General features: G+C 46.7%; 16 protein-coding genes. 9 read left to right on the top strand and 7 right to left on the bottom strand.

Features of this window, described 5'->3' with window-relative positions:
• Positions 1–6: 6 nt before the first annotated feature.
• Together nudC and H5715_RS05070 are read right to left on the bottom strand one after the other, a co-directional pair.
• Positions 7–804 (bottom strand): NAD(+) diphosphatase, encoded by a 798-nt coding sequence (nudC, locus tag H5715_RS05075; RefSeq protein WP_075187907.1) that lies wholly within the window; start codon positions 802–804, stop codon positions 7–9.
• Entirely contained in the window at positions 791–2,521 is a 1,731-nt protein-coding gene (locus tag H5715_RS05070) for a FimL-related protein (RefSeq protein ID WP_246434695.1), read from the bottom strand. Before H5715_RS05070 ends, nudC begins: the two co-directional genes overlap by 14 nt.
• A gap of 496 nt (positions 2,522–3,017) precedes the next feature.
• Between H5715_RS05070 and nhaB the strand changes: the two genes are divergently transcribed.
• On the top strand, positions 3,018–4,517 hold the full coding sequence (gene nhaB, locus H5715_RS05065; RefSeq protein ID WP_075187908.1) for a sodium/proton antiporter NhaB: 1,500 nt from the start codon (positions 3,018–3,020) through the stop codon (positions 4,515–4,517).
• 4 nt (positions 4,518–4,521) lie between these two features.
• Here the strand turns inward: nhaB and dnaQ are convergent, their stop codons facing one another.
• Positions 4,522–5,244: a DNA polymerase III subunit epsilon gene (gene dnaQ, locus H5715_RS05060; RefSeq protein WP_075187909.1), complete on the bottom strand. Its 723-nt coding sequence runs from the start codon at positions 5,242–5,244 to the stop codon at positions 4,522–4,524.
• Positions 5,245–5,672: 428 nt separating this feature from the next.
• A complete protein-coding gene (locus H5715_RS05055) occupies positions 5,673–6,518 on the bottom strand; it encodes a methyltransferase domain-containing protein (protein WP_075187910.1) in 846 nt (281 codons plus the stop codon).
• Between the two features lie 151 nt (positions 6,519–6,669).
• On the opposite strand from H5715_RS05055, the gene gloB reads away from it, so the two are divergent.
• Together gloB and H5715_RS05045 are read left to right on the top strand one after the other, a co-directional pair.
• Complete coding sequence (gene gloB / locus H5715_RS05050; protein ID WP_075187911.1) at positions 6,670–7,449, top strand: hydroxyacylglutathione hydrolase; 780 nt, start codon at positions 6,670–6,672, stop codon at positions 7,447–7,449.
• Positions 7,450–7,669: 220 nt separating this feature from the next.
• A complete protein-coding gene (locus tag H5715_RS05045; RefSeq protein ID WP_083608250.1) occupies positions 7,670–9,190 on the top strand; it encodes a LysM peptidoglycan-binding domain-containing protein in 1,521 nt (506 codons plus the stop codon).
• Between the two features lie 11 nt (positions 9,191–9,201).
• Here H5715_RS05045 and H5715_RS05040 read toward each other — a convergent pair whose 3' ends face one another.
• Positions 9,202–10,629: an HDOD domain-containing protein gene (locus H5715_RS05040; RefSeq protein WP_246434693.1), complete on the bottom strand. Its 1,428-nt coding sequence runs from the start codon at positions 10,627–10,629 to the stop codon at positions 9,202–9,204.
• Between the two features lie 141 nt (positions 10,630–10,770).
• Here H5715_RS05040 and H5715_RS05035 point away from each other — a divergent pair, with 141 nt between their 5' ends.
• The 6 genes from H5715_RS05035 to H5715_RS05010 all read left to right on the top strand — a co-directional run bounded on the left by H5715_RS05035 (position 10,771) and on the right by H5715_RS05010 (position 20,217).
• Complete coding sequence (locus H5715_RS05035) at positions 10,771–12,813, top strand: M3 family metallopeptidase (RefSeq protein ID WP_075187913.1); 2,043 nt, start codon at positions 10,771–10,773, stop codon at positions 12,811–12,813.
• Between the two features lie 507 nt (positions 12,814–13,320).
• Positions 13,321–14,952 (top strand): peptide ABC transporter substrate-binding protein, encoded by a 1,632-nt coding sequence (locus H5715_RS05030; RefSeq protein ID WP_075187914.1) that lies wholly within the window; start codon positions 13,321–13,323, stop codon positions 14,950–14,952.
• A 3-nt stretch (positions 14,953–14,955) separates the two neighbouring features.
• Entirely contained in the window at positions 14,956–15,885 is a 930-nt protein-coding gene (locus H5715_RS05025) for an ABC transporter permease (RefSeq protein ID WP_075187915.1), read from the top strand.
• Positions 15,886–15,892: 7 nt separating this feature from the next.
• Positions 15,893–16,789 (top strand): ABC transporter permease, encoded by an 897-nt coding sequence (locus tag H5715_RS05020; RefSeq protein ID WP_075187916.1) that lies wholly within the window; start codon positions 15,893–15,895, stop codon positions 16,787–16,789.
• A gap of 11 nt (positions 16,790–16,800) precedes the next feature.
• The gene (locus tag H5715_RS05015) at positions 16,801–18,423 is read left to right on the top strand and encodes an ABC transporter ATP-binding protein (RefSeq protein ID WP_075187917.1); all 1,623 of its coding nucleotides are present in this window, start codon (positions 16,801–16,803) and stop codon (positions 18,421–18,423) included.
• A 42-nt stretch (positions 18,424–18,465) separates the two neighbouring features.
• On the top strand, positions 18,466–20,217 hold the full coding sequence (locus H5715_RS05010) for a peptide MFS transporter (RefSeq protein ID WP_425507034.1): 1,752 nt from the start codon (positions 18,466–18,468) through the stop codon (positions 20,215–20,217).
• Positions 20,218–21,209: 992 nt separating this feature from the next.
• Here H5715_RS05010 and H5715_RS05005 read toward each other — a convergent pair.
• Together H5715_RS05005 and H5715_RS05000 are read right to left on the bottom strand one after the other, a co-directional pair.
• Positions 21,210–23,204 carry a TonB-dependent receptor plug domain-containing protein gene (locus tag H5715_RS05005; RefSeq protein ID WP_075187919.1) on the bottom strand — a complete coding sequence of 665 codons (1,995 nt, stop codon included), beginning with the start codon at positions 23,202–23,204 and terminating at the stop codon, positions 21,210–21,212.
• A 235-nt stretch (positions 23,205–23,439) separates the two neighbouring features.
• Positions 23,440–24,108, bottom strand: coding sequence for a MaoC family dehydratase (locus tag H5715_RS05000; protein WP_075187920.1), 669 nt, complete (start codon positions 24,106–24,108; stop codon positions 23,440–23,442).
• Positions 24,109–24,534: the final 426 nt, after the last annotated feature.

Raw genomic sequence — 24,534 nt, 5'->3', positions numbered from 1 at the left:
CTTCTCCTAATGACTTGCTTTGCTTTTAACGAAGGCTCGAATCAATTGCCCGGCGATCGTACGCTCCGACGGGATCGAGGGCAAGTTATCGACATCAAACCACCCGGCTTCAAGAATTTCTTTTTCGTCGATAATAAGATCACCATGCTTATAGTCAGCCGTATAGCCCAGCATCAACTGACTAGGGAACGGCCAGGTTTGAGCGCCCACATAGCGTATATTGGTAATGGAAACCCCCACCTCTTCTGCTACTTCGCGAGCAAAAGCCTCTTCTGGTGTTTCACCGGGCTCGATAAACCCGGCCAAGGTACTGAAAATATCTGGGTGCCGTTCTCCTCTCGCCAGTAAACACTGGTCGCCTTTTTGAATTAGGCCGATCACGCAGGGAGATATTCTGGGGTAAACATCCAGCTTACAGCACTCGCAATAAAGCCTTGGTTCCATCGAATCCAAAAGCGTTTTTTGTCCGCAACGACCACAATACGTGTGATCCGTTAACCATCGGCTGTACTGTATCGTTTTACTGGCAACCTTGAACAGCGAGGGCTCCACACTGCTAAGTATTTGCCGGAGATCTCGCCACTCAAATCCCTCTGCACAAGAGTCATCGGTGACCTCGACAATTACAGGGTTTTCACCAAGGCTATATTGCCGCAACACCGTCGTGCCCAGGGATAATAAACTCTCGACAGGAAATATAAATTCACTGTTATCGTTTTTTGTGAGAAGAAATTTTGACTGTAAAATAACGATTGCAGACTCACTTACCGAGGTAGGCTGGCAGCCTCTTTCAACTTTCTCCATAAACCGCGTGACCTAATGCTTCGAGGCTCTCATCAGCAATTTTTAATACGGATTCGTCCATTTGCAACGACGATGTGGCAGAGTCTAGATAGTACTCGATAGATACGATGGCATCAGCAAAGGTTTCCAACAACTCTTTTAGTGCAGCGGGCTGCTCCTGATCCATTAGAACATCTTCTACAAAACTGACGCAGCGCGCCAAAACATCTGCAGCGTGATCTCTTTTCAACATAATCATGCCGCCACGAACGGTATTGAGCGTTTTAGCTATATTGCGGATATGCCCGATATCATAATTCGAATCAACAAAGGAACTTAAAGCACGCTTGGTGAGAGAGAGACCGGCCTCGCACTCTTCGACAACGATCCGACCAGCTTCTGAAAGCTCGCTGGAGGCAATAATTTCCTGCTGCGCAATCTTATTGGCCTCTGCCAGTTTTTCGTCGGACAGTTTGGCAGACTCCAGCGCAGCGACAGCGCTTTCCAGGTACAAAAGTGTATTCGCTACATCAGCCAACTCACTGTTATCCGGTGCGTCGGGATCGAGTTTCCACAGCTGAATCCGTTTAATTTCTTCCCTCAGAATATTGCTCGGCGAAACCAACCCAACAACCGACAAAATTTCGGCGATTTTTTGCAGGTTGGCGATAAACTCGTCAATATCATCTATTTTTTGACTGCTGCTCTGCGCTGCATTTTCGAGTACGCGCTTCGTGCCTTCCAATTCGCTTTGCAGCACATTGGCTAACGACATTACCGTATGTGCACTGGGGCCGTTTAGGGCATCACGCTCATTAGTTAAATCCTTATCGTTGAGAGAAAACCCCAATATCCCGTAACTTTCCCGAATGGCGGTAATCTCTGACGACGCCTTTCCGGAAAGCGCCAGTAAATAAACTAGCTCTTTCAGCAATGCCCGGGGTGGAGCAGCCTTAAGCGCCGCCTCACCGTTTACCTGAATTTGCCTCAGCACCCTGTCAATCCGGGAAAACAGTATTTTGCGGGTTTCCAGAATAGCCATCCCTTCAGTATGCATCGCCTCAAGCGAAAGATTTGCGAGCCACCACAGCAGGGTTAAGGGCTGTGAATGACCAGAAATGCGCTGCATACGAATCATTGCCCGCCGCATCATAGCCAGCGAGTTCTTGATTTGCTGTTCGCGCATCAGACCGAGCAAACCGATTTGATACATCTGCCTAAGCCGCTTGACCATTTGTGTGAAAGAAGTCCCGTTTAAGGGAAAGGGCTCGAACGCAGGTATGGCTGGGCTCTGCCCCAAATCGATATGAAAGAAATGACACTCCGAAAGCGCAGGTTCCGAGCGTAACTTTCTAAGCTCATTAATTTGAGGTATTAGCAAAACGGGGATATTTCGTTCGACCTGCTGTATGTATTCAAGGTAACGCGTTAAGACGAAAAAAGTATTCGAGATCACTTCAAGCTGTTTATCAAAATGAGATCCACTGTTCCCAGGTGAAATATCGGTTGCGGTAATCAGCAATTCTTCCGCTAAAAGACTGGCCCCTCCAAACTGGATTAACCGGAGAATACCCACAATTTGGCGTATACCGTTAATACAGCTCTGCAATGCATCGCTGTCTTCTTGCTGGGTTACAAACTGCTCCAGGTTGCGCGCAGACTCGTCTATTGTTGCCACGAGCTCATCACGCACCATATTGAGCGATTGAAATTTAACGGAATCCGTATCTGGCTTCACAGGGTTACTTTCCTTGGTTCAGCTTTGGAATTAACCAAAAAATGGGTAAAAAGCCCTACAAGTATAATATGGTTTACGAAAAAGTCTTTAATTTTCTAAGAGTTACCTCTCAACCTTAAGTAAAGATCTCGACATAGTGGCAGGGGATTACTCCAAAACCTTTATGTTGTTATTTGCGTCATGCCAATTGAGGCGGCAATAAAAAGGTTTACTTTTTTTGCCGATTCAAGGCCAAGGCCCCTTCCATACGCTAAGTATCTGATAGCAGTTGATTTTTATTAAGATCTAGTCCAAATTGTCGTCCCGATATGGATGTCCATAGATTACGTCAGCTCTCAAACTCCAATATGGAAGTTAAGTACCCACAAACGAGTTCTCGTATACCTCCGTTACCATACAATGCGCCAGATTATGGCAAGATTAGGCTATTCTTAACGTATTCGTTTTTCGTAAAATTTTAACCCCGATGGGGAATTTCTCTAAAGGATCAAATGTCATGCCACTAAAACCATTAAACGCGCTCGCCGAAAACTTTCTTGGCCCGTCCGTCACTTGGTATAAACAAACAATAATCGCATTTCTGCTAATAAACCCTGTTTTATTTGCCGTAAATCCGTTCGTTGCCGGGTGGGTACTAATACTGGAATTTATTTTCACGCTCGCAATGGCGCTTAAATGCTACCCACTGCAGCCGGGTGGATTGCTGGCAATTGAAGCGGTCATGCTGGGTATGACATCACCAGAATCCGTTTTACATGAAACTGAAGCCAATTTTGAAGTCATCATGCTATTGATGTTTATGGTTGCCGGCATCTACTTTATGAAAAGTTTGCTGCTGTTCGTGTTTACCAAGATATTGCTCGGCGTTCGCTCAAAAATCATACTGTCATTGTTGTTTTCTCTGGTTGCAGCAGTGTTATCGGCATTTTTAGACGCGCTTACAGTTACCGCTGTACTGATTGCCGTAGCAGTAGGCTTCTACTCGGTATATCACCGCTTCGCCTCTGGTGGACACAAAAACGTTGACCACGACCATTCGGATGACGGAAAAGTAGACGATCAACACCGCAACGACCTTGACGCCTTTCGCGCATTTTTACGCAGCCTGATTATGCATGGCGCAGTGGGGACAGCCCTTGGAGGAGTTTGCACTTTGGTTGGTGAGCCGCAGAACCTGTTAATTGCAGAGCAGGCGGGCTGGAATTTTATTAAGTTCTTTACGGTGATGGCACCAGTATCCATGCCGGCTCTAGTTGCAGGTCTTATCACCTGTGTTGTGGTTGAAAAGTTTAAAATATTTGGTTACGGCGCCCTTCTTCCCGATCGTGTGCGCGAGATTCTTGAGGACTTCGACCGCAAAGAGTCAGCCAAGCGTACGAATAACGAAAAAATTGAGCTAGTCGTTCAAGCTCTTGGTACCCTATTTCTGGTAATTGCCTTGGCATTCCACTTAGCAGCAGTTGGACTGATTGGCCTGGCTGTCATTATTCTGCTCACCGCTTTCAATGGCATCACCGAAGAGCACCGGATTGGCCATGCATTTGAAGAGGCCCTGCCTTTTACCGCACTACTGGTAGTTTTCTTCTCCATTGTTGCCGTTATTCACGATCAGCACCTATTTCAACCGATCACTCATCTTCTGCTAGACCTAAGCCCCGAGCTGCAAGGCCCCATGTTCTTTGTCGCCAACGGCATTTTATCCATGATCAGCGACAACGTTTTTGTTGCGACGGTTTATATAACAGAGATAAAAAGTGCGCTTCTGGCAGGAGATATCACCCGGGAACATTTCGACTTGCTGGCGGTAGCGATTAACACGGGCACCAACCTGCCAAGCGTGGCGACCCCCAATGGTCAGGCAGCCTTCCTGTTCCTGCTAACATCTGCTCTTGCGCCACTCATTCGGCTTTCCTATGGGAAGATGGTCCTTATGGCTCTGCCGTACACCTTTGTATTAGGTGGCGTTGGATTTGTTGCCGTACTGTACTTGGCTTAGTCGTTTAAGGTTCAGATTTAAGCCATAAACAATTACCACCGGAGACTTTGTCGACGGTGGTCAATTTTGCTTCATGCTGTGCCAGCTCTTCTTCGCTGGCACGTAGGACTTTAAGCCTTGGCCTATCGGTTGCTATCCGCACTACCTGCTCCTCCCCTTCTGCACCTCCCGAACCATCCACCTGATTGCCACTCAAGGCGAGATTGGTTTGACCACCGGTCATAATTAAATATACGTCGGCAAGAATCTCGGCATCCAAAAGAGCGCCGTGCAGGTCTCGCTGGGAATTATCTACGGTATATCGCTTACACAGCGCATCGAGATTATTCTTCTGACCAGGGTGCTTGCGGCGTGCAAATACCAGGGTATCAAGTATTTTACATCGATCCTCAATGGTACCTAAACCGCGGCGTAACGCTTTGATTTCATGATTGAGGAAGCCAACATCAAAGGGGGCGTTATGAATTACCAGCTCTGCATCGCCGATAAATTCAAGAAATTCATCCACAATTTGTGAGAAGACCGGCTTATCTTCGAGCATTTCAGTTGTGATACCGTGAACTTCAATTGCGCCCTCATCGATATCCCGCATGGGTTTAATGTACTGATGGTAATGGCGTCCGGTCAGCTTGCGGTTAAATAGTTCTACACAACCTATTTCAATAATTTTGTGACCCTGTTCGGGTTCAAGGCCCGTCGTTTCAGTGTCCAGTACAACTTGTCTCACGTTTTGTTCATCCTGTTAAAGTTCATCAATACCACGGTTATCCAACTCGTCGGCGATTTCATTTTCCCGACGGCCTTTTACCCATTTCTATCGAATACTATGGCGCTGGGTTCGAGCCCCTAACTGCTGCCAAAGACCTTCAATCACGACAGCAATTTTTGCCGCTATTTCCAGCCTTCACTTAGTAATCCATTCCGTAATGCCTCTACGCACAGACTAGGAATCGGCCCCATGAGTCACCGTGACTCTACTTGAGGCTGGGTAAGCCGTCGATTGCCGCGCGTAACTCCATACGGCTATTCACTCTGAGGACTTCACCACCGTATAGCGCTTTCTCTGCACTTCGGTACAGTATGGCTAGGCCTCAAGAGCCCAGCCCCAGGCGACCGAAACAAATAACTTCTAAAAATAACTTTATTTTCAATGTGTTAGCGCTTTGTTTGAATGTTATTTCTACGCCGCAAGGGCAAGATTAACGCTGATTCGCCCGAACGAGCAGTCATCGATCTTTTGGGTAGAGGCGAAGCCCCTAGCAACGGAGCCGCAGCTTCCCACTCGGGTTTTAAAGGCGTCAACCCAACCTTATCTTTACGCGCGACCATACAGAATGTTGAACCGAAAGGCAGGGTGCTATTTAACCCGCGACTCAGGAACCGGGAATGATGTAGATAGCGAGCATGATTAATGGGCAGATTATGCGAAAGGTATTTGAGCTGTAAACAGGAAAAATCCAGAAATTCCAGCCAATCCTTCAAGCGCCCTGCACGTAAAGCCCGCCGCTTCCAAATGACCTTGCGGCTGTAAAACTGGGCTCCCAGTTGCAATAACCCGAGAAGACTGAGGGGGTTAAAGCCAAAAATAACAATATGTCCCCGGGGAACCGTGACACGGGCAGCCTCTTTGAGCACTTGATGGGGATTATTGGAAAACTCCAGCACATGGTGGAGAATGGTGACATCGATAGACTCATCAGCTAATGGCAAGGCATCTAGTTCAGCCATGCCTTGAAGATCGCACAAGTTTTGCGCAGCCTGCTTCGAATGCACTACGGCTGGAGCCAAAGAGAAGCAGTGATTAATGCGACTGGATTCCGACAGGCGATGATAAGGTAAAACGCTCAACTGCATAAGATGATAGCCGAACAGGCAACTAAGTTCCTCGTTCAGTACCTGTTGCTGGGCAGCAAGAATCGATTGACCTAGGGGCGACTCATACCACTTGGCAATCTGAGCTATTGTTTGATGGAGTGGCTTGATGCTTTGTTTCGTTTTCATAAATAACGCAGAGCAATTGCTATACTGGCTTGTTCACTACCTTAATCTGGTCAGCAATAGTGTACCAGAGACTCTAATATTACAAGCTGACAGCACTGCGTTACTTTACAGGCATAGGATGTAACAGCACTCGTCTTAAAGAGATTTCGACATGTTAGATATAAAAGCTATCCCCATACTGACGGACAATTATGTCTGGCTGATTGCCGATCAAGCCAATAGGTCGGCAGTTGTCGTTGACCCGGGCGACGCAGCCCCCGTTGCTCAGGCCTTGCAACAGCAGAATGTAAGCTTGGCTGGTATCCTGGTCACCCATCAGCACTGGGACCATGTTGGTGGTATCGAAGCGCTTGTGAAGCAATACCATTGCCCCGTTTTTGGCCCGAACTCTCCCTCTATCCCCAGTATTACGCATCCCGTACATGAAGGCTCTGAGGTAGCGATAGATAACACTCTACGATTTTCTGTTATCGAAATTCCCGGTCACACCCAGGAACACCTCGGGTATATCCTGGAACAACCAGAAGGTACAAGCCTGTTTTGCGGAGACACTCTATTCTCTGCCGGCTGCGGCCGCTTGTTAGGTGGTACAGCAACGCAGCTGAAAAGCTCTCTCGACCGCATAAAGCAGTTGCCGATAAGGACTTCCATCTACTGCACCCACGAATATACAGCCGCCAACTTACTCTTTGCGAATACAGTAATGCCGGAAAACGCCGCGGTTAAGGCGTATATGGCCAAGGTTAAAAGCCATAGGCAGAACAACGCCCCCACATTACCGTCTACCCTGGAGACCGAATTGCAGATAAACCCGTTTTTACGCTGCGATGACGACCAGGTAAAAGCCACCGTGGAAGCCGCATTTGATAAGCAGGCTAGCAATGAAGAAGATGTCTTTACCCTGCTTCGCCAGTGGAAAGATCGGTTTTGAACTTGCATATAGGCCGAGCGAAGGTAAACTGCTGCGCCAGGAACCTGAACCTCAGGGCCATTTGTTTGTCTCATAGATCTACACAACTAAAACAGCTTAAAACACCCGTTTATTAGTACTTATGCATAGTAGCCGATCTCTATCAGCAAAAATTTTCACCTTACTGTTCACCCTTCTTTGGATAAGTGGCTGTAACACCCTCAATATTAGACCCGCTCAGATGCTTCATTCAGAGGTATCAGCTGTCACAAACCCCGTTGCTTTTTTGTTCGAGGAACCGAGTGATGAGCTTTCAGAGCAGGACTTGGCGCAATTGCCAGAGCCGCTACCAGGAGATATCTGGGATCGTATTCGCGCAGGCTACCAGCTGGATAGATCCACCAACAAGCGAGTTGAGCAACAACTAAAGTGGTACGCCAAACACCCTCAGTACATTAATCGCGTGGCAAAACGCGGGGAGCGTTACCTCTATCATATTGTAGAATCAGTGGAGGCAAAGGGCCTGCCAATGGAGCTGGCTTTACTGCCGGTTGTCGAAAGCGCATTTGATCCTTTCGCATACTCCCACGGTCGGGCATCCGGTATATGGCAGTTTATTCCCGGCACCGGGAAAATGTGGGGCTTAAAACAAAACTGGTGGTACGACGGCAGGCGCGATATTGTCGCTTCTACCAACGCGGCCCTGCTCTACCTCGATAAATTAAATACTCGTTTCGACGGTGACTGGCTGCATGCACTGGCCTCATACAATAGTGGCTCAGGTAACGTCTCCAAGTCCATTCGAAAAAATCGTAAGAAAGGTAAGCCGACGGATTTCTGGAACCTTGATCTTCCCAGGGAAACGGAAGCTTACGTCCCCAAGCTAATCGCCCTGGCAATCCTTATCGGAAACCCAGAGAAGTATGGACTTTCATTACACTCAATAGCCGACGAACCCTACTTTGCCGAAGTTGAAACAGGCTCTCAGATCGACTTGGCCCAGGCGGCAGAGCTGGCAGATTTAAGCATGGATACTCTCTACCACCTTAACCCTGCTTTTAACCGCTGGGCGACAGATCCCAAAGGACCACACAGTCTATTGATACCCGTTAACAACGCGACCCGCTTCAAAGAAAATCTTTCGAAGATTCCCGAGAGAGACCGAGTCACCTGGGAACGCTACACCATTCGCAACGGCGATACCCTTTCCACTATTGCCGATCAATACAAGATCAGTATCCGCTCGTTAAAAGCCATCAATAACATTAACAACTCCTTTATTCGCGCAGGTAAAACCCTAATGGTTCCCGTGGCAGCTGCCGATGTGCACCACTACAGCCAGAGCCTGGATCAGCGCCTACACAATCGCCGCAGCTTAAGTTCGAAAACAGCGAACGGCACGCGCGTTGATCACCACGTCAAGAAGGGTGACAGCGTATGGACCATCGCCCGCCGCTACAAGGTCAGCACCCGCCAGGTTGCGCGCTGGAATAATATGGCTCCAACCGACCCTATCTATCCTGGCCAAACCCTCGCTATTTGGACCAAAACAAGCAGCGTCGCCACAAAACAATCCAACAATAACGCCGTTATTCGCAAGGTCTCCTACAAAGTGCGCAGGGGGGACTCGCTACACCGTATTGCCGACAAATTTCAGTTGAAGGTAAACGATATCCTGCGCTGGAATAAGCTGAGCACAAAAAAATATCTACAGCCGGGACAATCGTTAACGCTATTTGTGGATGTCACTCACGTAAACTAAATGGCAGCTTATTACTTTCGCTTTTTTGACTGTAGCGATAGAGAAAACTGAGCCTGCCCCGCAAAATGCTTAAAGCTTTCGAACTGCTCTTCGTCTAGTTTGCCGCCAAAAGTCGAACGGTCGGCGTAGAAAAGCCCGATTTTTCGGTCGCCTAACTGAAGAACCGAAACAAACGCCGGAAATTTCCCAATAATGCGTGAAATATCATCGCTAAATAGTTTTGGGTTTGCATTGATAGTTTCCAAACTAAACCAATGACTGCCGCCCTGCTCGATAGCGCGCGTAAAAATACTGTCGCTATAAGGGCCTATATCAAACAGAAAACTACTGCGCCAGTGCTCGGTACCCTCGCCTAAAACGTATTTAGCTTTCAGCTTTCGTTTATCGATAAAGGCAATGCATACGCGTTCGAGACCTATCCCCCTGTGCATCCCTTCCAACACCATTTGAAAAATGGTATTCACATCCAGACAATCAGCTGCGGCCGTAGAAAGTTCGCGCAAAATACTGAGTTGCACGCTCGGGTCGCCCTTTAGAATTTTACTGCGTATTTTACGTTTCCCTTTGCTGCTAGCTTTGGTGGCAGAAGGAATGAGCGGGCAGGCCTCCGAGACACCATAACTAAGCGCAACTTGCGCAGCCTGGTCCGCACCATCTCTAACCATGGCAAGGGTTGCTTCCGCATCCATCGAGGTAAACGAAATAACCTCCCGAAGCACTTTTTTTAGCTGGGGGCTCGTCCACCCATAAAGAGAAGCTCTGCTTAAACGCTCACCGATAATAACCGCTTCCGCTTTTTTTGACAGGTGCTTTTTGGGATACAGCGCCTCTTCCAGCGTATCACCCAACTTCCAATGTTTGGCCAGCTGGCCTGTAATGGCTTTGAACGATGTACCCAGCACCTGCTCCATCGCATCGCGTTTTATCGCCGGCTCCTCGCTTAACAACCCCGGATGCGACTGCGCTTCACCTTCGGTGGCCCAAAAAGCCATTTCGCCCAGGTTGGTAAGCAGCGCGGCAATAAACACTTCTTCGCCTACCTTTTCATCCACCTTCTGCACAATCTGGCGAGCCTGGGTGGCCGCGTGGAAGCCCTGCGCAACCAACTTCAAGACCTGCTCTTTTGGTTGATCGCCCAAAAGGCTGTCCATAACAAGTAATGAGATACAAATGGCGCGAACACCTTTGAGGCCTATTAAAACAATGGCCCGGCTAACCGTATTAATAGAAGCCTTGGAATAGTTGTATTGCACACTATTGGCAATACGTAATACATGCGATGTTAACTGTGGATCTCGAAGAATAACCTCTGCTAATTGGTTGACATTTGCGTCATCGCTACCGGTAATTTTGTTCAACTCTGCGATGACATTGCCCAATACGGGCATGTCCTGCTTTTGTAACTTTTCAGTCCAAGCTTTTAATCCTTTTACGGGCATAGGCGCTTCCGTTAGTGATCCTGTTTCGTGAAAATACCTATACAGTGTAGTCCAGCGCCAGATACACGCCCACTCTGGTACTTCGCAAGCACGCAAAATATAGGATAAACTTTGGGCAACCGTTACTGAATAGGCAATATCATGAACTCGTACGCTTCTTCTTTGCACCTCTCTAAGCCCCTATTATTCATATTTGTTGTTTTAGCCCTAGTCGGGTGCTCAACAACCGATACTCCGGATGAAAATCAAGCGTCTCTCGAAACTGTCTTTGAAGATGCCCAAGCAGCTGCCTATCAAGGGGAGTGTAAAAAGGATATCCAGAAAGCCACCAAGCGTTACATGGTGCTCGAACAACATAAACCTTCCGCCGGCAATAAAGAGCTGCTCACAGAAATAAACGAGCTGGATATTCTGTTAGATAAGAGCTTAAGCAAAGCCAGCCTGTACAGAAATGTTCACCCCAACGCGGAAGTGCGAAAAGCCGCTGACGAATGCCAACAGCGCTATATCCAGCTGCTCACGGATATTTCGCTTTCACGCCCCATTTTCAACCAACTGCAGGCGCTGGATACAATAAGCTACGACGCCATCGATAAACGCTTGGTTGAAAAAATGCTGCTGGATTACAAAAGATCGGGCGTAAGCTTGGACAAAAAATCCCGTGAGCGTATACGCGAATTGAATGAAGAGCTTTTACTGCTAGGCCAAACCTTCAATAAAAATATTCGGGAAAATATTCGTTCGATCAAGATCGATTCGGTAGAGCGTCTTAAGGGCTTACCCCAGGACTATATCGACAGTCACAATGCAGACGAAAACGGCGAGATACCCCTAACAACACGCTACCCCGATTACATACCGGTTATGCAATATGCTGAAGACGACAGCTTACGCCTAGAACTCTATAAAGAATTCCGCAAACGTGCCTACCCAGACAACCAGACAGTACTAAAGGACCTGCTGGTCAAGCGATACGAGCTGGCACAGATACTCGGCTACCAAAACTACGCCCAATATGTGATGGAAGATTTGATGATTGGTGATCCCTTAAAAGCGGAAAACTTTATCAACCGCGTAAGTGAACTCGCCAAACCCCAATCCGCACGTGAATACCAGCAACTATTAAATCGCTTGCGCGAGGTATATCCCGAAGCCAACGGCGTGGGTGACTGGCAAAAAACCTTTATCGAAGAAAAGGTAAAGAATGAAGCATACGCCGTCGATTCCCAACAGGTTCGTCAATACTTCAGCTACGCCAACGTCAAACAGGGTATTTTCGATCTGACCGAAAAAATGTTCGGTGTGAAAATTGTACCGTGGCAGACGGATGTTTGGCACGAGTCTGTCAGTGCCTATGAGATGTATGAAGGCGATAATCTCATAGGGCAGTTTTATCTAGATATGCACCCAAGAGATGGGAAATACAGCCACGCTGCGGCATTTGGCGTGCAGGATGGTGTTGCCGGGATTCAACCACCTATTGCTGCACTGGTGTGCAATTTCCCCGGCGAAAAGGACGGCAGCGAACTAATGGAGCATGCCCAGGTAGAGACATTCCTACATGAATTCGGGCACCTCCTCCACGGCCTGTTTGGCGGCCACCAACGCTGGCTATATTTCTCGGGGATCAAAACAGAGCACGACTTTGTGGAGGCTCCATCGCAAATGCTGGAAGAATGGGTGTGGGACAGTGGCACCCTTAAAACCTTTGCTCGTAATGCTGATGGCGAGCTAATTCCCGATGAACTAGTCGAAAAAATGAACGCAGGTCGCCATTTCGGCAGAGCCCTCTGGACGCGACACCAGATGTTCTATGCCGCAGTGTCCCTCCACTTCTACAATCAAAACCCGGAAGATCTCGATCTGACGACCACTATGGCGGAGTTGCAGGCGGAATATTCCCCCTTTTCCTATGTCGAAGACACCTATTTCCACAATAGCTTCGGTCATCTCTATGGTTACTCCGCGTCCTACTACACTTACATGTGGTCGCTGGTTATTGCGTCGGATATGTTTAGCGAGTTCGAAAAGGCAGGCTTGCGTAATAAAGATATTGCACGCCGCTATCGTGAATCGGTATTGACTCCTGGTGGAGTGAAAGATGCGGCAGTACTAGTCGAAGACTTTTTAGGTCGCCCTTATAGCTTCGAAACCTTTGCAGAGCAATTAAAAGTGGACCACTAACAACAGACCTAAGAGGAACTGCCTTGGTGCGCCCGAAGAATCGGCGCACCTTATCGGGGAGCCGATCTTATAGAATGTACCCCTTGTCGTAACAATATGTCGTATTAATCGTTTTTGTCATAAGTGACGGTTGGCAACATCAATGATTGATCTAACTTCCTGGCTTAAAATGTTGCGTTTATATATTGTGCAACCCCATGCTATACCCGTCATTTTTGCCAACATGTTATTCTGCAGTTCGCGCACTTTAGTTTTCCAAGTGGTATGCTCTTGAAGCACACCACATATCGCAAACCTGCCCCTTTGACTGGTATTTAACGAGACTCAATGCGTAACATCATTTCAAACATCTATAGCAACGCTAACAAATTCTCGCCATTGCTCTTGGATCAAGCAGCTCCGCCACCAATCCCTTATGATGCAGCTCAACACTTATCAATCCCCGAAGGAGCTTCGTGTCACACTAATAAACCGTTAATTCAAATAACCCTAAGAGGGCAATAACGCATGTTAAAAGTTTCAATCCATCTTCTTTTAAGCTGTGTGCTTGCGTTATCGATTGGCTGCGGTAAAAAAGAAATGACTAACGTTGAATATGGCAATGAAAATCAAATTCTTTTTATCGCCAACGGTGAGGAACCTCAAGGTATTGACCCCCACATAACCACCGGAAGTCCCGACTTCAACGTTATAACATCAATGTTTGAAGGCTTGACAACACTACATGAAAAAACGCTCGAGCCAATCCCCGCAACAGCTGAAAACTGGCAAATTTCAGACGACAGACTCACTTATACATTTAAAATACGCGATAACGCCAAATGGTCGAATGGCGACAACTTAACCGCCCAGGATTTTGTTTATTCGTGGAAGCGCGCACTATCCCCAGGATTGGGGAATCAATATGCCTACATGATGTTTTATGTTGAAAACGCAGAACAATTTAATTTGGGGAAAACAGACGACTTTTCAAAGGTTGGCGTTAAAGCGCTGGACAACAAGCGACTGGAAGTAAAACTCGTTAATCCAACACCCTATTTTTTACAGGTACTGGAGCATCACACTTATTTCCCTGTACACCAGGCCACCATTGAAAAATTTGGGAAAATCGATGACCGCATATCCAAGTGGACGCTACCTGGAAATATTGTATCCAACTCTGCTTTCACACTAAAGCGCTGGGAAATTAACAAGGTTATTGAAGTGGAAAAAAACCCTCAGTATTGGGGGGCCGACGCCGTACGACTTAATGGCATACACTTCTTCCCTATCGACAACCAACAAACTGAGGAGCGAGCCTTTCGCAGTGGACAGGTGCACCTAACCTATACGCCTCAAATGGCAATTGAAAAAATCGCTACATACGAAAAAGAAAAACCTCAATTTTTAAGGAAAAAATTAGTTTATTCCAATTACTACTACCTGCTTAATACCACACGAAAACCCTTTAATGATGTTCGTGTGCGTAAGGCCCTAGCCTATGCGGTTGACCGAGAGTCGCTAGTTAAACGAGTAACCAAGGGTGGTGAAATTCCGGCCTACTATTTTGTTCCACCCGACCCTTCCGGCCACCAACCAAAATCTTACTTCGCTTATAACCCAGAAAAGGCCAGGGAACTACTTGCAGAGGCAGGCTTCCCCAACGGCGAAGGATTTCCAGCGATCGACATTCTATTTAACACTCACGACAATCATCGTAAGGTTGCGCTAGCTGTACAACAAATGTGGAATAAAAACCTCAATATCGAAGCCAACTTATTAAACCAGGAATGGAAAGTGTATTTAAACACACAACAGAATCTGCAATTCGATGTGTCGAGAAAAGGCTGGATAGCAGACTACCTGGATCCCAGCAACTTCTATGAACTTATGCTTTCCTACGGAGGCAATAACGATACCGGATGGAAAAGCGAACACTACGACCAACTTGTTTTAAATGCCCAAAGCGCCAAGACAGATACAGAACGTTTTTCTCTTTTTGAACAGGCCAACAAAATTCTTGCGGACGAAATGCCAATAGTCCCGCTGTATTTTATGGCGGATCTTAACTTGGTTCAAACCAATGTTAAAAACTGGTACCCCAATGTTCTGCATCGCCACCCCTATAAAAATGTCTACCTCGAAAGCGAGCCAAAATAAACCGTGTTTAAATTCATTATTATTCGTTTACTTTCAGCGATACCAGTACTTTTTTTTGTTGTACTGATCACTTTCACCCTGGTTCATATGGCACCAGGAGGCCCGTTCGATAGTGATCGAGCCGTTTCTCCCGAAGTGCTGCAAAATCTAAACGAACGCTACAACTTGAACGCCCCCATCGCAGTACAATTTAAAGACTATGTTTTCAATCTATTAAAAGGAGACTTCGGGCCCTCCTTTAAATACCCGAGCCGTAGTGTTACCGAAATAATCGGAACGGGACTTCCTATCACCATTGAGCTAGGTTTATATGCCCTCCTATTTGCCGCCTGCCTGGGTATACTTTCCGGTGTAATTGCTGCCTTAAGGCCCAACACCCTGCAAGATTATATTCCCATGACGATTGCCATGATGGGTATCTGCCTACCGTCGTTCGTACTTGGGCCATTGTTGATTTTGGGCTTTGGAATTGGGCTTGAGTGGTTTCCTGTTTCTGGGTGGGGGTCATCTCAAGGCGATAAAGTACTGCCCGCCATTACTCTGGGAGCAGCTTACGCTGCCTACGTCGCGCGCCTAACTCGCGGTGGTATGCTGGAAGTCTTATCACAGGATTATATTCGTACAGCAAGGGCAAAAGGCGTTTCAAGATTCAATGTTGTCTTTCACCATGCATTGCGCGGCGCACTCTCTCCCGTTGTGGCTTTCGCAGGCCCCGCTGCAGCGGGTTTGCTTTCCGGTTCTTTTGTAGTGGAAACCATCTACCAAATTCCGGGCCTGGGCCGTTTCTATTTGCAGGCAGCATTTAACCGCGATTACACCATGATTCTTGGTACGACAATTTTCTTTTCCACACTCATTATCACCTTCAATTTCCTTGCGGATATTTTGCAGGCCTGGATGAACCCCAAATTGCGACAATCACTGAGTAAGTAATTCAACCATGCTCCTGAACAAACCTTTTTTGAAAGATTCACTTAGTGAATACGAAGCCGGACGCTCGCTATCACAGGATGCCTATGTACGGCTTAAAAAAAATAAGCTTGCCATAGCAGGCCTTATTTTTTTAGTCGTGATAGTGACGCTCGCATTACTCGCACCTCTGATAGCCCCATATTCATACGAAGCTCAGAATTTGGATCTGGGAGCAACACCACCGTCCCTGACACATTGGATGGGAACCGATATTTTTGGTCGCGACCAGCTTACCCGTATTCTATACGGCAGCCGGGTTTCGCTGATGGTTGGGATTGTCGCCACTGCAGTTGCATTACTTATCGGTGTTTTGTGGGGAACAACTGCCGGCTACCTAGGCGGAAAAACAGATGCCGTTATGATGCGTATCGTTGATATTCTCTACGCACTGCCTTTTACTATTTTTATCATATTGTTAACTGTTGTTTTTGGCCGCAGTATTTTCCTTCTGTTTTTGGCCATTGGTGCAGTGGAATGGCTGACGATGGCGAGAATTGTACGCGGTCAAGTAATGGCGCTAAAACACCAGGAGTTTATCGAAGCGGCAATCTCTATGGGTCTAAATCGTTGGCAGATTATGACTCGACATTTAATCCCCAATATTCTCGGGCCGGTAATCGTATATACAACACTGACGATCCCCAGCGTCATTTTGCTGGAATCTTTCCTCAGCTTCCTGGGGCTTGGTATTCAACCACCTCAAAGCTCCTGGGGGGCGCTTATTTCAAATGGAGTAGAAACGATTGAAGAATACCCATGGCTGATACTTTACCCTAGCTTGTTTTTATCCTTCACGCTATTCGCCTTAAATTTCCTCGGTGATGGCTTACGCGACGCCTTTGATCCACGAACGTCAAAAGATTAGGGGCCGGAAGAATGAGCATACTTACCGTTAAAAACTTAACAACTAAATTCTACACCCGAGAAGGTGTTACCACGGCGGTTAACAACATCAGCTTCGGTGTCGAGGCGGGAAAAATCCTAGGTATCGTCGGAGAATCCGGCTCGGGGAAATCAGTCAGCTGCTATAGTATTTTAGGTCTTGTACCCACTCCCCCAGGAAAGATAGAAACAGGTGAAGCCCTGTTTGAAGGGAAAGATCTATTGCAGATGAGCGAACGAGAGCTACTCAGCATACGCGGCCACAAAATCAGTATGATTTTTCAGGACCCGATGACGTCCTTAAATCCGTATATGAAAATAGGTGACCAACTAATGGAAGCCTACCGCGTACACTTTAAGGGGAATAAAAAAAATGCGAGGGAAAAGGCCCTAAAAACACTTGAAGAAGTCGGCATTATCAATGCCGAGCAGCGCTTAAACGCCTACCCTCACGAGTTTTCTGGCGGTATGCGCCAGCGTGTTATGATCGCCATGGCGCTTATTACAGAGCCAAAACTACTGATCGCGGATGAGCCTACAACAGCTCTGGACGTTACTATTCAGGCTCAAATTCTTGAACTTATCAAAAAGCTGCAAGCATCCCATAATCTTGCGGTCATTTTTATTACCCACGATTTAGCCGTTATCTCGCATTTAGCCGACGATATTATTGTTATGAAAGATGGCGAAATTGTTGAGCAAGGAAAAACAGACGATATTTTCCATCGACAACAGCACCCCTATACGCAGCAACTTATCGCCGCAATACCCAGCACAACAAAGCCTGTCGATGCGGCAATTAACATCAAAGAAAAGCCCTTGATTAGAGTAGAAAACATCACCAAGGTCTACCAAACAACATCAAGCTCCTGGTTTAAACGAAATACACAAACGTTTAAAGCCGTCGACAATGTAAGCCTGGATATTAGAAAAGGTGAGATATTGGGGCTTGTGGGTGAATCCGGTTCGGGAAAATCCACACTTGGCCGAAGCATTATTCGCTTAATAGAAAGTGACGCAAAATCTATAACCTTGGGCGAACAAACGCTGCACACTATGAACCAAACAGAATTGAGGAATGCTAGAAAAGATTTTCAAATCATTTTCCAAGATCCGTTTGCTTCGTTAAATCCTCGATACACCGTATTTGACACACTCGCTGAACCCTTGTTGAAACACAATATTGCAAACCGCGACAACCTATTGCAAAAAATAAATGAGCTTTTGGATGATGTCGGCCTGGAGCGGGAACATATACGAAAGTACCCGCATGAATTTTCTGGGGGCCAGCGACAGCGAATAGCCATCGCCAGAGCGTTAGCACCTAAGCCAAAATTTATTATTGCCGATGAACCGGTATCAGCATTGGATGTTACAATTCAGGCGCAGATATTGGAACTGATATTGGCGCTTACGAAAAAACGCGGCTTAACAATGCTCTTTATTTCTCACGACCTTTCTGTAGTTCGATATTTGTGTGATCGCGTTATGGTTATGAACAGCGGAAAGATTGTCGAGCAGGGAGAAACCGAAACCGTGTTTCAAAGCCCTCGAGAGGAATACACGCAGCAGTTGTTAGCGGCTATACCGGTTATATCTAAAAATTTAGAGCATTAAATTTAAACACCAAAAATTTGGAGACTCATCTTGTCAGCGATCATGACGCAAACCGAATTATTCGGTCACCCCAAGGGTTTGTTCGTTTGCTTTACTACAGAGCTCTGGGAACGGTTTTCTTTCTACGGCATGAAATATTTGCTGTTACTCTATTTGACCAAATACCATCTCTTCACCGATGCGGCCAGCTACGATGTTCTCGGCGCCTACGCTGGGTTGGTCTATGCCCTACCCCTTATTGGCGGCCTGCTGGCAGATCGGTATCTCGGTATGCGTAAGGCGGTTGTATTCGGCGCAATATTATTGTCTCTAGGGCATGCGACCATGGCCTTTGAAGGCAGCCAAGCTACACTATATGCCGCAGGCTCCGTATTGCAGGAAACACTTACGTTAGATTCGGGTGAAAAGATATTAGCCGGCACAATCCTCGCGGAAGAAGTCATCATTCAGGATAAAATTGCGCTGAATATATTTTTCTTTGCACTCGCCCTTATTACCCTCGGTGTTGGCTTTTTAAAACCCAATATTTCTGCCATCGTAGGTCGTCTTTACGAGCTTGAAGACACACGTCGCGATGCCGGCTACACCATCTATTATATGGGCATTAATATTGGCTCGTTCGCCGCAGTGCTGCTTTGTGGCTGGCTGGGTGAAACCTTTGGCTGGAACTACGGCTTTGGCACTGCCGGCATAGGCATGCTATTTGGATTATTCAGTTTCCTCTACGGACAACGTTATTTATACAATCACGCCGACCCCAGTGAACCCAAAAAATTGAAAGAGGCATTTCTGGGGCCCATCAATACCGAGTGGTCCATCTATTTAATTTCTATTCTTTCCCTTTCTATCGTCTGGTGGCTGGTTCAGCACGAACCCATTGTCCACATTACACAAAACAGCATGCTTATTGTTGCCATCGTTGCGCTTATACTTTATTCCATGAGCTACCATCAGGAAAGTGTATTGCACGATAAAGCCGCACTTACTCTGGCGACTTTTTCAGTGGTTACCGGCTTGGTTTGGGCCATAACAGGTAAAGATATCGGTCTAGGCTTAATGTTACTCAGTCTTTTCGCCTTTATTGGTTACGGATTTAAGACAAATAAAAGTCCCGAGTACAGAAGAACAGTCGTCTTAATGTTCCTGATATTATCCAGCGTGGTATTTTGGGCTCTATTCGAGCAATCGGCAGGTAGTATGACGCTTTATGCGGATCGTGTTCTCGATAGAGACGTTAATGGTCAAGAAATCCGTGCATCTATGTTTGGCTCCCTGAATGCGGGTTTTATAATGATACTCGCGATCCCTCTAGCGGTTTTCTGGACATGGTTAGGTCGAAAAAACATGGAGCCATCAACGCCAGTAAAGTTCGGGCTCGGTATTATTCAAGCAGGCTTGGGTTTTGGCGCTCTGGTAATAGGCGCACACTATACGAATGATGCGGGGAAAGTCGCCGCCATCTGGATGGTGCTCGCCTATTTACTGCATACAACCGGAGAGCTATGCATTTCCCCCGTTGGATTGTCCGCAGTCAGTAAACTGTCTATTCACAAAGTTGTTGGTGTAAGTATGGGAACCTGGTTTTTAGCCACCGCCCTATCTGAAACTATTTCAACCAGAATAGGAAAGATGGCTTCTATCGATACCTCTGGCGTTGAGCAGGCGACTACAGAAGCCATGTTAGCAACCTACACAAATTTATACTCCACCCTTATGTGGATAGGTATTTGCGTTGGATTGTTCGTAATTCTGCTTTCACCTTGGCTTAAAAAAGAAATGAAAGGCATTCATTAACCCTAAAATACCCATAATGATGGATGAATATAGACAGTACTTTGTTGCTGGAGGCGCGGCACTTTTTCTGAAGTTTTGTAGCGCCTGCACTCCTGCAAGCAAGGGACGGAACTATGCGCGGCGTAACGTCGTCGAGCCCAGAGCTCGGTGTAAAAAGTGCTCCGTTGATCGCAATAATAAATGGTTCATGCTCCCTGCATATGCCTTGCTGTCGATAGTGCTTATGCTTTTTATCGTAAATCGCACTCGTTAATCTAAGCAGGATTTTTTCACTATCTATACTCATGGCATGCCTGATACTCCGATTGAGACTTGGTCTAATGAGTCTCCCCTAGTAACGCAGACTTGCCTCTATAATTGGGCGTTTGCCCCACACACTCTCACCCGCAGGGACGCGGGCGTGAAGCCCCCACGGATGGATTTACGGCGGATTTGTGGCGCAAGCACGCAATGGGTATCGATGGCCCAGATAGAGTTCTAATCCTCCCGGATAAGGTTCTGGCCCAATCCGGATAGACTTCTGACCCTCCCGGATAGGGTTCTGGCCCAACCCGGATAGACTTCTGACCCTCCCGGATAAGGTTCTGGCCCAATCCGGATAGGCTTCTGACCCATCCGGATAGGCTTCTGCCCCTTCTGGATAGGCTTTACAACTAAGCCATCGCCACGACTAAACAACTCTCCAAAACATCGATCGGGGTTTGGGGGGGGATTTAGTGGTGGCTAGCAGACAAACGGATTCGGCGACATCGGTATAAAATAACGGGTTATGGGATTTTAGTTGAATCTACCTTTTGCCGTTCTCCAGGCGTTTTGCCCTTTGCAAAAATCGGGAGCGTCCCAATAGAGTCCTTTAATCGATTATTCAAAACCGACAGAGCGTGGTAGCCAATGGTATAAGCGACGCCTGGCCATAGGTGCCTCATAAATGATGGGGACTAGAGAATATTGGACGATGAGTTACTTTTATTGGGAGGGATTGGCGTTTCTCCTCAAAACTCTACGTCTATCCCGAGCGTTCCGTTAAACCCCGGCTGATAAAGGGATGGAGTGTAAGGGCCGCTCTGACCAAACAATCCACCATGTTCAATATCGTTATCCGGTAAATTCTCCAGTTTGGCAAACAACGCTATGGTCTTAAGCACTCGGTATTTCATAAACACGTTTAACAAGTAGTGTCCAGACTGCTTACCGCTTACAGGATTCCGGCTGTTTAATTCATGCGTTGAGATAGGGGAAACCCAACGTACCTGCAAAGTAGTGAGGAAACCCTGTGTCGGTTTATACGTATATGAGAGGCCCGACTTATGCGTGGAAACGCGAGGGGTATCATTGGATTCGCCGCTCAAGTCATAATGGCTATGAATATAGCTATAGAATAAGCTGATTTCAGACTTTTCATTTACAACCGCATCTAATCGCATATCCGTACCGAAGGATTCCTGCGTACCTATATTGGTATTCTGCAATACCGTGGAAAAACCATCTACCTCAACATCTGAGTTTGACCGGTAAATAAGGTTTGATAGAGAATTGTTGTACAGGGATACATTGATCACGGCATTATCGGTCAAACGCTGGGTTAGGCTTAACTCATACGATTCTAGCTCCTGATTTTCGAGCTTGGTATTTGGAATCATGATAAGGCTAGAGCTCGGGACAACAAACTGTTCATACTGGTAAAACAACGACGGAGCTTGAAACGCTGTCCCATAAATAAATTTAAGCGTTGTCTTTTTATTCGGGGTGTAAATAAGGTTCCCGCGAGGGTTAAAGCTGTTCGATTTTTCGTCCGAATAATCGTAGCGAAATCCAGCCGTTAAGCTTAGATTATCGTAAAGAGGCACGGCTAATTGAGAATACCCTGCCAAGCGCACCTCTTCTACCGTTAACTCCTCGCGTATTCTTGTTTCGTTACTGCCAGAAAATTGAACTGAATTACCCGTACCGAAGACTTGATCATTGGCATAGGGCGGTATGCTTTCGGTTCTCTCAATCTCAGCACCAGCCACCAGTTGAGTATCATTCGCCATACGGTAATTCAGCGTCGAGCTGGCCTTAAGTGTTTTGTCCTCACCGGTAAAATACTGCGCCGGTTGCTTTTTAAAGAGTGTGTCAGGATCTTGAATATGTTTCGTATAGGACAGATCCATATGAACATTGACCGTATCCTTAGGGGTAATGTCGTAATTCAACCAAAAGATATCGGTGGACGTTTTCCATACGTTGTCATTCGACATTTCATAGATCGCCGGATTATGTCCAACGCCATTTCCTTCATTGAAACTTTGCTTAAAATACCCCACCTCTACTTGCTTATATCGCAAACGGGCATTGAGAGTATGGTCGGAAATGGCTTGATCGAAGTCGCCAAGGGTAGAAAACGCGGTATCTCGCGCTGAAAGATCCACGCCATCGGAAGTATATTGACGACCACTGATATACAGCGAACCATTCTTACCCGCTAGCGGAGTGACACCTTCAAACCCGATATCTTTTGTGCTCTCCTGCCCACCGGCAAGATAAACACTACCCTCGGGAGAGCTAGTTTCAGAGGTATGAGGCGTAACAATATTGATAATAGCGGCGAAAGCATCTGCACCGAAAGTCACGGATGATGGGCCGTAGACAATCTCGATTTGCTCGGCATAACGAATAGATATCGAGTTGCCCGTAGAAAGAAAGGTGCCTTGGTTAGGGTTTATTCGGTGGCCGTCCACTAGAACTAAAAAGCGGTCATTACCCTGGATCCCTCTAATGGTGTAGTACTCACCAAACCGCCCTGCCGACTCCATAATATCAAAACCGGGCAAATCGCGTAGCGCATCAACCAGATCCCTATAACCCCGTTCCTTTATTTTTCGTTTACCCACCACAACGACAGTTGCTGGAGCAGACGCGGAACCTTCATCTGAGCGGCTTACAGACCACACCGCTACGTCAATATTCAATAAATCCTCAAGCGACATACCCATAATGGTGCTCATATCGGAGCCAGCGGACGACACTTCTGAGTATGTGAATGACAAGATAATATAAGTTAAACAAACAGCTAGGAACGGCTTCGAAACGCTCGGCAAAACCAAAGCATTAACTCCTCGGACTATCAAATAAATCGTCAACGACGGTGTTGACTCACGTAAGTATAGACAGCCTACGGAAAACGAACGAACATCGTCTCGATCGCCGTGCTAGGTATGATTTGGTGGGGAGAGAACAGCATTAGAAGTAAATACGGGTAACCAATTCGACGGTACAAGCCCTTCGAGCGCCATTGCCAACCTCGACAATGACCTCTTCTGTGACATCAAGACTTCTCTTGTTCGCCTGCAAAGCCCGCAAAAACGTGCGGGAGCGTATCGGATTTCCGGGTTTTACCGGTGAAAGAAACTTAACGTTATTCAAGCCACAGTTGACGACAAGTTTCGCCTGGGCATAGTGTTCCTTCGCGTAACTATCAAGCCCCCTTAGACGAGGGAGTAGAGAGAGAATGAGAAAGCCGTGGGCAACGGTGGATTTATAAGGCGATTCTACTTTCGCGCGACATTCATCCACATGTATCCACTGATGGTCACCGGTCACCTCAGCAAAGCCATCGATGCAAGCCTGCGTAACCGTGTGCCAGCCACTGATATGAATCTCAGCACCCAATTTACCTGTAAGCCTGTCTTTTAGGGCAAGCACCTCAGGAATTGGCGGTAAGTTGATATGCTCTTCTTCATTCGCAACCGCTAGTAGGCGTGAAAACCAAGCGCTGGCAAAAGAGTTCGATACCGACTGGTTAAAGGACTCCCGCAACTCTCGAACCTGAGGCTCGAATCGCTTAATAAACTCGCCATTACTCAACTGAATTTGTTGGCTTTTTTCTTTTAGCAATGCAACCAACTTCACTTTATATTCCTTAAAAATCGAAGAGAAGCTTAGCCATCAACCTACCGATCCGATCAACAGTTGTAACATTGTACTCGAAAGCGAACAGATCCCAAACGCCATTGACGTATATAGACTCAGAAGAATATTTTAGAAAAATGTATAACGCTGAAAGCAGACAAAGAAAACTATAAACGGAGTAAAGACATGGGCGTAACACATTGTTTTTTAAGTGTTTTTTATGAACCCCCTTTGAGTAACCTATCGGCTTCAACATTCAGTATGAAGTTTTACCGTTTATCTGAGAACAAAGGTTCCACCTCTCATATCCACATAAATTGTTCAGTGGCATCTCAAAAGGCTCAATTCAAGCCCCCACTAAGGTATAAAAACTCTTCTAGTAGCGACTGCGCCCCAGGGCTCACACCATTTAAAATGGGACGGGAT

It is taken from the genome of Teredinibacter haidensis (assembly GCF_014211975.1).
Classification (GTDB): domain Bacteria; phylum Pseudomonadota; class Gammaproteobacteria; order Pseudomonadales; family Cellvibrionaceae; genus Teredinibacter; species Teredinibacter haidensis.
The sequence above is the reverse complement of the archived record's forward strand: the minus strand, read 5'-3'. Positions and strand labels throughout refer to the sequence as shown.

Coding starts and splice junctions, on each gene's coding strand:
- H5715_RS05005 (WP_075187919.1), bottom strand. CDS start 23,204: ATGAGCACCATTATGGGTATGTCGCTTGAGGATTTATTGAATATTGAC.
- H5715_RS05010 (WP_425507034.1), top strand. CDS start 18,466: ATGACGCAAACCGAATTATTCGGTCACCCCAAGGGTTTGTTCGTTTGC.
- nhaB (WP_075187908.1), top strand. CDS start 3,018: ATGCCACTAAAACCATTAAACGCGCTCGCCGAAAACTTTCTTGGCCCG.
- H5715_RS05015 (WP_075187917.1), top strand. CDS start 16,801: ATGAGCATACTTACCGTTAAAAACTTAACAACTAAATTCTACACCCGA.
- nudC (WP_075187907.1), bottom strand. CDS start 804: ATGGAGAAAGTTGAAAGAGGCTGCCAGCCTACCTCGGTAAGTGAGTCT.
- H5715_RS05035 (WP_075187913.1), top strand. CDS start 10,771: ATGAACTCGTACGCTTCTTCTTTGCACCTCTCTAAGCCCCTATTATTC.
- H5715_RS05045 (WP_083608250.1), top strand. CDS start 7,670: ATGCTTCATTCAGAGGTATCAGCTGTCACAAACCCCGTTGCTTTTTTG.
- H5715_RS05030 (WP_075187914.1), top strand. CDS start 13,321: ATGTTAAAAGTTTCAATCCATCTTCTTTTAAGCTGTGTGCTTGCGTTA.
- H5715_RS05020 (WP_075187916.1), top strand. CDS start 15,893: ATGCTCCTGAACAAACCTTTTTTGAAAGATTCACTTAGTGAATACGAA.
- gloB (WP_075187911.1), top strand. CDS start 6,670: ATGTTAGATATAAAAGCTATCCCCATACTGACGGACAATTATGTCTGG.
- H5715_RS05040 (WP_246434693.1), bottom strand. CDS start 10,629: ATGCCCGTAAAAGGATTAAAAGCTTGGACTGAAAAGTTACAAAAGCAG.
- H5715_RS05055 (WP_075187910.1), bottom strand. CDS start 6,518: ATGAAAACGAAACAAAGCATCAAGCCACTCCATCAAACAATAGCTCAG.